This window comes from Kitasatospora sp. NPDC088346, assembly GCF_044740765.1.
Lineage (GTDB): Bacteria > Actinomycetota > Actinomycetes > Streptomycetales > Streptomycetaceae > Kitasatospora.
Genome location: NZ_JBIURH010000111.1, coordinates 1 through 9,158 on the forward strand (window position 1 = coordinate 1; position 9,158 = coordinate 9,158).

Genomic DNA, 9,158 nt, shown 5'->3' on the forward strand with positions numbered 1-9,158 from the left:
CCCGTCGCATGACCTGACCACCTTCTCCGCCTGCACCCATCCAGCAGCGTCCTGGAGCACACTTGACTCCTTAGCTCCGTGAGATGTCTTGATGCCCGCTCCGCGTTCTGCGGATCGTTCTGCGCAGGCAGAACGAAGTGATCAACCCTGTGATATCGACGGACGCCTTGATGGCCTGCTCCGAAGGTCGGCACGGGCCATCAAGGCGTGGACGGGGTGCCGGTCAGGCCTTCGTGCTGGTCAGCTCCCACCAGGGGGCGGGCCCGTCGTCCAGGTCGGCGATCGGCCGCCAGAGGTCGGCGCTCGCGCCGTCGGCTTCCCAGGTCTTCCGCGTGGCGGCGCCGGCCGCCACGGTGCGCGGTATCTTGGCGACGTAGGGGGTGGGGGTGGCGGTTTCCGGGTCGGTGGCGTGGTTGGCGAAGCCGGTCTGGCCGGTGTCGGTGAGGACGAACATGTAGGGTCCGCGTTTCCGTGTCATTTGCCAACGCAGTGAGCTGGTCGCTCGTCGCGTTCCGTTGTGGGGGACGCGCAGCGACTCGGCGGTGCCGTCGTGGGCCTTGAGGGCGATGTCGGCGCGTTCGGCGGCGACGGCAAGAACTTCGCACGACGTGCGCGGCCAGCGTGCACCGCCCCGATCGGCCGGTCGTCCGCCATGGCGTTGCGCCCCCGCCACTTGGTGCCCGATTGGTCCCTGCGGACAGATGGTCGGCAGAGATGATGAGGTGGAGGGGCGGGTTCACGCACCTACAATTGACAGCTCGGTGAATGTTCCCGGCCTGAGCACTATATGGGGCTTGACAGCTGGTCAGGTGCCTGGCGTCGTGGGTTCTCTCGTCTTTGACGCGTCAGATTGCAGCCGATAGCGTCCGCTTGGTCTTCTTCTGGCTGGGGGCGCGGTGTCTCCCGGCATGTCTTTTTTCTGGAGTTCATGTGCGTAGGGTTCAGAGATCGGTGTGGCTTCTGGCTGCGCTGTTGGTGGTTCCGGGGGCGGTCGGCTCCATACCGGCGTCCGCTGCCGAGGCAACGGCGCCGCTGGCGGTGGAGGGATTCACCTACCCCGATGCCGCTCGGATCTTGGCGGAGCAGCACATCACGCTGAAGTCGGGGGATGGGAACATCCGGTTCGCCAACTGTGCCTCGGAGTCCGGCCTTGTGTGGGTGGCCCGGATGGGTGCACTTCCGGACAAGGTGTGCTTCAAGGTCACCGGGGCGTCCGGTTACTTGGCGCTGGAGATCTCTGATGTCATCGACATCAAGGGTGATGACCACACCATCAAGGCGACGCTGTCCGCTGCTGGTGCGAAGAGCAGTGTCGACATCGCCAAGAACGCGTGGACCCCCGTGGGGCAGGCAGATGTGCCGGGTGGCTCGAAGCAGTCCGCGCTGGTGGAACTGGTTGCCAGCGACGGTGCCGCGCCGTCCGTGCCTGCTTCCGAGTTCCCGGCCGTCGGCTCGGTCGCGGTCGGCGCTGCGGGCCGGGCCGATTCGCGGGGCTGCACCGGAACGCTGGTCGATCCGCGGTGGGTGCTCACCTCGGCTGGATGCTTCACCGACAATCCCGGCACTCTCACGGCCGGCGCACCTGCCGTCAAGAGCACGTTCACCGTGGGTGGCCGGACTGTGGACATCGCCGAGCTCGCCCTCCGCACCGGCCGGGACGCCGTCCTGGCCCGCTTGGCCAGCCCGGTCGACGGCATCACCCCGGTCAAGCTCGCCACCGCCGCCCCCGTGGCGGGTGAGAGCCTGCGCGTGCCCGGCTACGGCCGCACCGGCACCGACTGGGTGCCGACCAAAGCCCACACCACCACCCACACCATCGGGGCCATCACCGCCACGGGCATCGACAGCGCGCCCGCGGCCGGCGCTGCCCCGATCTGCGCCGGGGACACCGGCGCCCCGCTGCTGCGCGAGAAGAACGGCACCGTCGAGATCGCCGGCATCGCCTTCCGCTCCTGGCAGGGCGGCTGCCTCGACACGCCGTCCGCCGAGACCCGTACCGGCGCCTACAACACCCGCGTCGACGACCTGCGCGACTGGGTCCAGCAGACCCGTGCCCTCAGCCCGGGCTGGAAGACCGAGACCCTGGTCAGGAGTGACAACAGCCTGTACCAGGCGGTCCGTCTCTCCGACGGTTCCTGGACGTCGTTCGGCAACGTCGAGACCAAGGCGGGCGGCATCGGCGGCGTCAAGTCCGCCGCCGCGGCGGGCATCGACGGTGACACCCACGTGGTCGCCATCGGTGGCGACGGGCACGTCCGCCACACCGTCCGCACGGCGAACGGCACCTGGGGCGCGTTCGGCGACATCAACGGCGAGGCCGGCTGGCTCGGCAGCGCCACCCAGGTCTCGGCCGTCTCGATCGGCGCCGACCTGCACGTTCTGGTCGTCGCCAACGGCAAGCTGTTCCACACTCTGCGCAATGCGAACGGAAGCTGGACCGGCTTCGGTGACGTCTCCGGTGCGGCCGGCCCGATCGGCACGGTCACCGGGGTGGCCGCGGCCAGCGTCGGCGGTCAGCTGCAGGTCGCCGCGGTCAACGGTGGCAAGGTCTTCCACACCATCCGCGCCGCCAGCGGCTCCTGGAGCGGCTGGGGCGACGTCGCCGGTGCCGCCGGTGCCACTGGACCGGTGTCCTCCGTCGCCATGGCCGGCGTGGGGGCAGACGCCCACATCGTCGTCGCCACGGACAGCGGCACCCACCAATACCACGCCATTCGCAAGGGTGACGGGAACTGGGAGGGCTTCGGTGACCTGAACGGCGTGCTTGGCCAGGTGACCATCAGCTCCGTCGGCGCCACCGCGGTCGACGGTGCGTTCCAGCTCGCCGCCGTGACCGCCGACAACAAGGTCCTGCACACCGTCCGGCACACCGACCGCACCTGGTCCGCTGCCGACGTGGTCGACCTGCAGGGCGTCAACGGCACCCGCAACGGCGTCGCCATCACCGGCACCCTCTGACAGATCCGCTTGCCCGGCCGCTGGTGCCTCCCATCGATCGGCTCGCCAGGTATTTCGCCGGCCCGCGCCGTCGGCGGCGGGCACGCCGACCTGCAGGCCGGTACGTGCGTCTCGGCACCGGGCAGGCAGCCGATCGGCGGCAGCCCCTGGCTCCCCTCTCCAGTGTCCCCGGTGGGGGACTGAAGGCTGGCGGAGCGTCACCGGTCCGGCGTGCCCGGCCCCGAGGCGACTTTGCCGCATGGTCGGGCGCCCCGCGCGGGATTCACGCCGGGCTGCGAGATCGGTGGTGACCGCACAGAGCCGGCCGGGCACAGGACGGCCGGGTCACACGAGTGGGTCGGCCGCCGCGCCGGACCGCCCCACGCCGATAGGTCTGCGGCGTGGGGCGGCTGCTGGGCCCGCGATTCGTCGGGGACACCTCACTGGCGGTGTGGTTCGAAGAAGACACCGCATCAAGGCCAGGTCCGTGGCACCCCGCCGGGCCGCCGACTCCGCGGGCCGTGCGCGTGCGGGCAGGGGTGGAGAGCGTCGGCAGGCACCGGGTGATCAGTGGGGACCGACGGGGTGCAGTGCATCCCGCCACGACACAGGCGGTTTGGAGTCACCGGCCGGAGAGCCGGTGACCGAGACGATGGGATTTCGGATCTTCGATGGGGATCACCAGAAAACAACGGGCCCGACGGCGTAGTGCCGTCGGGATAACGGTCGGTGGTCTGCTGGCCGCGCTGCTGGCCACACCGGCCGCGGCCGACACCGCGCCGCCCATCGGGCCGGTCGCGGACCGGGTCGCGGCGGTCGCCGCGTGGAAGGCTGGCGGACCGGCCGTCAAGCGGGCCGCCGAAATGGCCCTCGTCAGCTCTGACAACGACGTGAAGGCGTTCCTGACCTCCGGTCAGGGCACGGCGACGGAGCAGGATCTGCGCTCCCGCGTCGAGGAACTGATCGCAGCCTCCGGGCCGCGGGTGCGGGAGGCCGCGAAACGAGCACTCGGGGGTTCCGCCTCTGACGTGCAGGCGTTCGTGGACACCGGCTACCGGGTGCCGTTGGAGGACGACCAGCGGCTGCTGCTGTCCCAGATCATGTCGGTTGGCGGTCCGCGCGTACGGGGGGCCGCAGGACGGGCACTGGACGGCTCGATCGCGGACGTGCGGGAGTTCCTGAACAGCGGCCAGTACCTGGCTCAGGAGGACGACGACCGCCTGAAGCTGTCGCAGCTCATGTCCACCGGAGGGTCGGAGGTCAAGAAGGCTGCCGGTGCCGCGCTCGACGGATCCGTCGATGACGTGCGGGAGTTCCTGCGCTACGGCTACCAGACCGCCGCCGCGCACGATCAGGAAACCCTGACGATCGCCCAGCTCGCGGACCTGACGCACAACGCCGCCGACCAGGCGGGCACGCAGGCGAAGACCGCCGGCGACGCCGCCGCACGCGCACTCGACGCCAGTGCTTTGGCCAAGCAGGCCGCCGAACGCGCCGCGGCCGAGACCAAGGCCGCGCGGGGCGAGGCGAAGAATGCCTCCAACGCCGCAGGCAAGGCCGCGGACGCGGCCGAACGCGCCGCGAAGGCCGCCCAGGCGGCCTCCGCCGCCGCGGCCAATGCGAACGAGGCCGCCCGGCAGGCCGCCGACGCCGCCGCGGACGCCGGCCGGGCCTCCGCCCTGGCCGGTGAGGCCGCCGCCCAGGCACAGGCCGCCGCGGCCAGGGCCTCGGTCAACAAGGACGACGCCGCCAAGGCCCGCGACGCGGCGGTCGCCGCGAAGAAGGCCGCCGCCGACGCCAAGACGGCGGGCGAGGCAGCGCAGTGGGCGATCCACGCCTCGTCCGAGGCCGGTGAGGCGACCGAGGCCGCCAAGAAGGCGGGGGACAACGCGGATGCGGCAGCCGCGGCATCGCTGGAGGCCGCATCCCAGTCCGGCGTCTCCGGTGAGGCCGCCGACCGGGCCAGGGCCGCCGCCGACCGGGCCAAGACGGCCGGCGCCGAAGCACGCCGCGCGTCCGCCGCCACCACGAAGATCGCGGCCGACGCGAAGGCCGCCGCCACCGAGGCACAGCGTGCCTCCAGCGCCTCCGCAGTCCATGCCGAAGCCGCCGCCGCAGCAGCTGAGCAAGCGGCCGCCCATGCCGGTGACGCGGCCACTGCCGCCGCCGGCGCGCAGGCCGCCGCCACCGCGGCCCAGGCCGCGGCGGAGACCGCTTCGTCTGCCGCGACCCAGGCCCACACCGTCGCCGACATCGCCCGTGCCTCCGACGCGGAGCGCTTGGCGGCCCAGCAGGCCGCCGAGGTCGCCGCGGCTCAGCAGGCCTACTTCGAGGAAGCCGCCAAGGCCAAGCAGGCCGCTTGGGAGTCCGGCAAGGCGACCGCTCTCGCCGCCGACACCCAGCGTCTGATCACCGAGGCCACCGCCGCCGGCGTCGACCAGAACACGGCCGTCGCTAAGGGCCGCCTGGCCGCCACCCGCCTGCTCACCGCAGGCGGACCGTGGACGCAGATCGCGGCCCAGACCGCACTCGAGGGCCACGACGGCGATGTCCTCGCCTTCCTCAGCGCCGACCTCGCGCTCGGCCGCGAACGCGACGACCGCAGCAGCGTCAACGCCATCGCCGACGCCTCCACCAAGCTCGAGCAGCGCCTCGCCGCTGAGACCGCCTCGGTCGGCTCACCCGACCAGGTCCGGGCCTTCCTCGCCACCGGTCAGTACCCGGGCAAGGACGACGACGACCGCCTCGCGCTGTCGAAGATCATGTCGTCCGGCGGCCTGCGAGTGCGTGAGGCAGCGGGCAAAGCCCTCGACGGCACCATCGACGACGTCCGTACCTTCCTCACGACCGGTCAGTACTCGGCGCGCGATGACGACAACCGGCTCCTGATCTCCCAGGCCATGTCCGCCGGCGGACCCGAGGTCCAGGCGGCCACACAGGCCGCCATGTCCGGGCCCACCTCCGGCCTCGCCACCTTCCTGGCGATCGGTCTGCCCAAGGCCCGCCAGCGCGACGCCGTCACCGCGGCCCATGTCGCCACTGTCGCCTCCTACCTGCAGGCCATCGACGGCAACACCGCCCTCGCCCGCCAGTACGCGGCCCAGGCCGCCCAGTCCTACGCCACCGCTTACGGCGCCTCCAGCGAAGCCGACCGCCAGGCCAACCAGGCACAGGCCTCCGCGACCGAGGCTGCCGACTGGGCCGCCAAGGCCGCCGAATCCGCCCGCCAGGCCAAAGCCTCCGCAGACCAGGCAGTCGGCTACGCCACCCAGGCCCGCACCGCCGCCGCCAGTGCCGCTACCGCTGCTCGCCAAGCCGACTTCTCCGCCACTGCCGCTGAGAGCTTCAAGCAGAAGGCGTTGGACTACGCGTCGGAGGCCGAGGATGCGAAGAACAAGGCCCGGGCCTCCGCCATCGAGGCGGGCAAGAGCGCGGAGGAAGCCCAGCGCGCGGCGACCGAAGCCTTCCTCATCGCCTCCAAGAGGATGCAGGACGACAGCGCCGCGACCCAGTCGGAAGCCCAGACCACTATCGTCAGTGACGACGGCCGTGTCTCGTTCATCCAGAGCATCGCCCGCCCCGACGTCCAATACAAGATCGTCAAGGACAACTCCGAGGACGTCTGCAGCAAGGGCTACAACCCCTGGGGGCCTGGGGGCCGCCCGGACGTCGACGTGTACGGCCCCCCACCAGGAGGCGTTTCGCTCGGCCCCTGGCACAAGGATGCCTCCGGAACGTACGTCTGCGATTTCAAGGCAACCGTCAAAATCACCGGTACGTTCGACTACTACCTGCGGACCTGCCCGGAGGCGAACCTCACCATCGCGCAGTGTAACGGGAAGTACGCGACCTGGGACGTGCTCCAGCTCGCACCGCAGACCGTCGACACACAGGTCGAGACGACCCTGCAGGCAAAGTGGGGAGACTGGCGCAGGGCCCACACCACATCAGGCCTCCTCGACGAGATGGGCGCCCAATGGTGGGGCGGCATCAAGAAGTGCTTCACCGCTGACTTCTGGACCGTCGACACCGACTGCGCAGGGTCCGTCGCGATGGTCATCCCCGTGACCGACCTGATCGCAGCTGGAAAGGTTGTGCTGGCCTACCGGGTCGCAGTCGAGACCGGCATCGGAATCGAGAGCGCGACCGCAGCCGTCACGGCGAGCCTTGGCACCATCAAGGGCAGCGAGGCACTCGCGAAGATCAATGCTGCTACCAAGGCGATCAACGACATCCGCGCCGCCATGGCCCAGGGAAGAAGCACCGATGAGGCGATGAACGCCCTCAAATCGGTCCGCAACGCCGATCCGACGATCGTCCGCCAGATGGAGAACGAGATAGAGATCGCGGCAGAGGTACGGACGAACTGCGTCAACAACAGCTTTCCAGCAGGGACCGCCGTCGTCATGGCCGATGGAAGCTCGAAGGCCATCGAGTCCATCACTATCGGCGACTACGTCGGAACGATCGACCCTGTTACTCACGAACGGTCGTCCCAGCAGGTGACCGGCACGTTCGCCCACGCCACAGCGAGTCTGGTGAGGATCCAGGTCGACGGCTCGGACGTCGTGGAGAGCACTCCCGGGCACCCGTTCTACATCGACCAGGCCGGCTGGCGTGAAGCGTCGAATCTTCGCGTCGGTGACGAGCTCCTTGGGGCGGACGGCCGTCCCGGCCGAGTCACCGCCCTCGAACGAGTCGACGCGACCCCGCAGCGGGTCTTCGACCTCTCTGTCGCGGGCACCCACATGTTCATGGTCAAGAGCCCGAAGAGCATGGGTCCCGGAGTCGTCGTTCACAACTGCTTCGACCTCTGGTACGACGAGCAGAACTTCCCCCCAGCCCACACGCTGAAGAAGCACGTGGCCAAGGGCCCCTACGGCCCGAACGGAGAATTCGCCGGGGTCACTGCACAAGAGGCCCAGAACTTCGCCACCGCGGCGGAGCCTAGGAACGGTGTCTTCGATGACTACAGCATCGCGATGGATGCCTTGAAGCAGGCGATCGACAAGAAGACTCAGGAGATCGGGCGATGGGCTGGTGACGATTACTCGTCCAATTTCAAGGAGTTCGAGATCGGTGTCGATGTCATTCGGGACGGTAGCCGGCTGCCGTCTCTCGGGAAGGTCTACAAGTACGGTGGTTCGTCGACCAGCCCGGCTAGTGCAGGGACAAAGGTTCGGGTTCGCCTCGTGAAGGCGGACAAGCATAACAAGAAGAAATGGTACGTGAGTTCCATCTTCCCGCTGGAGGGGTGATCGGGGTGAAAGCTGTCCGTCATCACGGCGAAGAATTCGGGCTGCCGCACTTGGGTCAAGCGTTCCACAGCGGCTGGCGCGACGAATTCTCCACCCCCGGGGAATGCCTCGCCGCCTACGTCCGCCAGCAGCCGGTTCACTTCTCCGAGGCGCTCCTTGCCGACGCCCTGCGAGTTTCCGCCGCATCGCTGGCCGAATGGTCATTTGAGGCGTTGTGGGAGAGCAGCACGCGGCGATCGATGAGCCTGCGCCGCGAAGGAACGACAGGGAGGGATTGGTTGCATCGGATCATCGACACGAGTAGCTCCCGCTGCGACGACAAGAGGGCCGATCACCCCGAAATCCCAGCAGAGTGCCCTTATATGCCGCTCGCCGGAGCCGTCCTGGACGAGATCTCGATTATCGCCCCGCTTATCCTGGAGCAGGTCGAAACCTCGTCCATCTACGTGACGTCGGGGATCGTGACGGCGCTCAGCAGCTGCGCAGCAGGCGTTAGTCCTGACCTGGCCTTCCGGTACCTATTGTTGGCGCTGCCGCACAATATCTCGATTACACGTAGTCAGTTTGATCGATATGTCCACCTGGGTCGAATGTTTGATTACGGAAGTTGGGTTGTTGGGCGCCACGAGCACCTGGTTCAATAGCAGAGACCGGTAGAATCTTCGATTCCGGAGATGCCTTCTGTCGTTACCCGAGCGGTGGAAGGCAGAAGGCATCTCCAGGGGCCTTGTCGTGTCGGGCTGTCTCGTGTTGTGGGTTGTGCGGACACCTGTGTTCCCACACAACGGCAGGTCGGCGTCGGAGGAGCCGGGTAGATGATCTGAGGGCGATGGGCGGGCACCTGCGGGTGTCCGCCCATCGCGGTCTGAGAGGGCGTTTGGCGAGAGTAGTTTGCACTTTATGTCCTAGTAGGTTCCTCGCCAGGTTGGTGTGGTTTCGTCCGTTATACGCTTGGCGAGGTTG

4 protein-coding genes are annotated in these 9,158 nt (G+C 68.8%); 3 read left to right on the forward strand and 1 reads right to left on the reverse strand.

The genetic code is table 11. The features are described from left to right. Window positions 1-223: 223 nt before the first annotated feature. Window positions 224-454 (reverse strand): hypothetical protein, encoded by a 231-nt coding sequence (locus tag ACIOFR_RS41410; RefSeq protein ID WP_401005890.1) that lies wholly within the window; start codon window positions 452-454, stop codon window positions 224-226. A gap of 713 nt (window positions 455-1,167) precedes the next feature. Here ACIOFR_RS41410 and ACIOFR_RS41415 point away from each other — a divergent pair. The 3 genes from ACIOFR_RS41415 (at window position 1,168) to ACIOFR_RS41425 (ending at window position 8,839) form a co-directional block, all read left to right on the forward strand. Next, window positions 1,168-2,958 carry a trypsin-like serine protease gene (locus tag ACIOFR_RS41415; RefSeq protein WP_401005892.1) on the forward strand — a complete coding sequence of 597 codons (1,791 nt, stop codon included), beginning with the start codon at window positions 1,168-1,170 and terminating at the stop codon, window positions 2,956-2,958. A gap of 650 nt (window positions 2,959-3,608) precedes the next feature. Continuing rightward, window positions 3,609-8,195: a polymorphic toxin-type HINT domain-containing protein gene (locus ACIOFR_RS41420; RefSeq protein WP_401005894.1), complete on the forward strand. Its 4,587-nt coding sequence runs from the start codon at window positions 3,609-3,611 to the stop codon at window positions 8,193-8,195. Then, entirely contained in the window at window positions 8,159-8,839 is a 681-nt protein-coding gene (locus tag ACIOFR_RS41425) for a hypothetical protein (protein ID WP_401005896.1), read from the forward strand. Before ACIOFR_RS41420 ends, ACIOFR_RS41425 begins: the two co-directional genes overlap by 37 nt. Window positions 8,840-9,158 lie beyond the last annotated feature (319 nt).

Excerpts from the sequence above, each read along its gene's own strand:
- ACIOFR_RS41410 (WP_401005890.1), bottom strand. The coding sequence starts at position 454 with ATGTTCGTCCTCACCGACACCGGCCAGACCGGCTTCGCCAACCACGCC.
- ACIOFR_RS41415 (WP_401005892.1), top strand. The coding sequence starts at position 1,168 with ATGGGTGCACTTCCGGACAAGGTGTGCTTCAAGGTCACCGGGGCGTCC.
- ACIOFR_RS41420 (WP_401005894.1), top strand. The coding sequence starts at position 3,609 with ATGGGGATCACCAGAAAACAACGGGCCCGACGGCGTAGTGCCGTCGGG.
- ACIOFR_RS41425 (WP_401005896.1), top strand. The coding sequence starts at position 8,159 with ATGGTACGTGAGTTCCATCTTCCCGCTGGAGGGGTGATCGGGGTGAAA.